At 60.2% G+C, this 1,418-nt stretch carries 2 protein-coding genes; both read right to left on the bottom strand.

All coding sequences use genetic code 11. From position 1 onward, the window contains the following. Positions 1–743: ABC transporter permease (locus L691_RS0102590; RefSeq protein ID WP_025688595.1), on the bottom strand; the 743-nt coding region annotated here is incomplete at its 3' end. A 1-nt stretch (position 744) separates the two neighbouring features. Continuing rightward, positions 745–1,418, bottom strand: a 674-nt coding sequence (locus tag L691_RS0102585) for an ABC transporter ATP-binding protein (RefSeq protein WP_025688594.1), incomplete at its 5' end; no start/stop codon positions are given.

Below are 1,418 nucleotides of genomic sequence, written 5' to 3'. Positions count from 1 at the left end.
GAATAGACGCGCTGCTGGCGTCCGGGAACCTCGACGAACCAGCCGAGCAGCATCTGGGCCCGTCCGCTCTGTACCTTCTCCAGGGCGATCAGCCGTTCCCAGGGGACGGCATGCCGCGCAGGCACGGCAAGCGCAGCCAGATAAGCCGCCGCCAGCAGCATGGAGAAGCCAAGCCCCTTGTGAAACGGCTGCCACAGCCAAGCGGCGATGATCAGCCCGAGGGCCGCCCAGCGCAGCAGGCGGTACCCGGCGGAAGCGGCCGGGGAGAGCATCTTCAGCTCCCGCCAGCAGCCGTAAGCCGAGAGAAGCTTTACGCCAAGCAGCAGCGCGGCTGTGACAAACAGAGATTTCGGCGATTCCGCCGTGCGTATGTACAAAGGCCACAACAGGATCAGCGCGAGAAGGAGCCGCAGACCTTTCCAAATCGTTCCCCTGATCCAGGAGGATGCAAAATACTCCTGCATCCGGTGCTCCTGCGGCAGCAGGAAGACGGCATCCGCCGGCTGCAGATAGGTACGGAAGCTGCTGTGAACCGCAGCTGGCAGCAGCACGGCCAGCATGATCCAGCGAATCGGCACGCCGGATGGAACATCCTTCAGCAGCGAAGTGTACCAGGCCGCAAACGCGATCAGAATGAACAGAAGCACGACTGCTACACCGCTCTGGATAATATATCCCGCATAGGGAAGGAGCTTGGCGGCGGCCCGGCTGCGCCGCTCCCCTTGCAGCTCTCTGAGATTCATGCTACTCCCCTCCCTGGACCAGCTCGTAGAACAGCTGCTCCAACGGCAGGCCCGGCTTGCCGGCGGCAGCTCCGATCTCCGCCAAAGTGCCCTCGGCGATGACCCTGCCCTGATGCAGCACGATGAAGCGGTCGCAATAGTTCTCGATCGTAGAGAGAATATGAGAGCTGAGCAGAATGGAGGAACCCGATTTCTTAATCTCCAGCATGAAGTCCAGCAGGGACCGGATGCCGAGCGGATCGAGGCCGAGAAAAGGCTCATCGATCACATACAGCGCCGGATTGGCGACAAAAGCGCACATAATCATGACCTTTTGCTTCATCCCTTTGGAGAGATGGCCGGAAAGACTGTCCATTTTATCCTCCATGCGGAACAGCTCCGAGAGGCGACGGCTGCGGGCTTCGTAATCAGCCCGGTTCACGCCGTAGGCCCTGGCCGTAAATTCTACATGCTCACGCACCGTCATTTCTTCGTACAAGAGCGGCGACTCCGGCACAAAAGAAAGCGCGCTGTGATATCCTTCCGAATCTTTATCGCGCGTTCTGCCCTGTACGGCGATCCCGCCTTTATGCGGCGTCATCAGGCCGAGAATATGCTTCATCGTAGTGCTCTTGCCGGCTCCGTTCAGGCCGATCAGCCCGACCATTTCTCCGGGCTGAACCTGCAGGGACACAT

This window comes from Paenibacillus zanthoxyli JH29, assembly GCF_000520715.1.
Lineage (GTDB): Bacteria > Bacillota > Bacilli > Paenibacillales > Paenibacillaceae > Paenibacillus_AQ > Paenibacillus_AQ zanthoxyli.
This window is presented reverse-complemented; position numbering and strand designations above follow the sequence as displayed.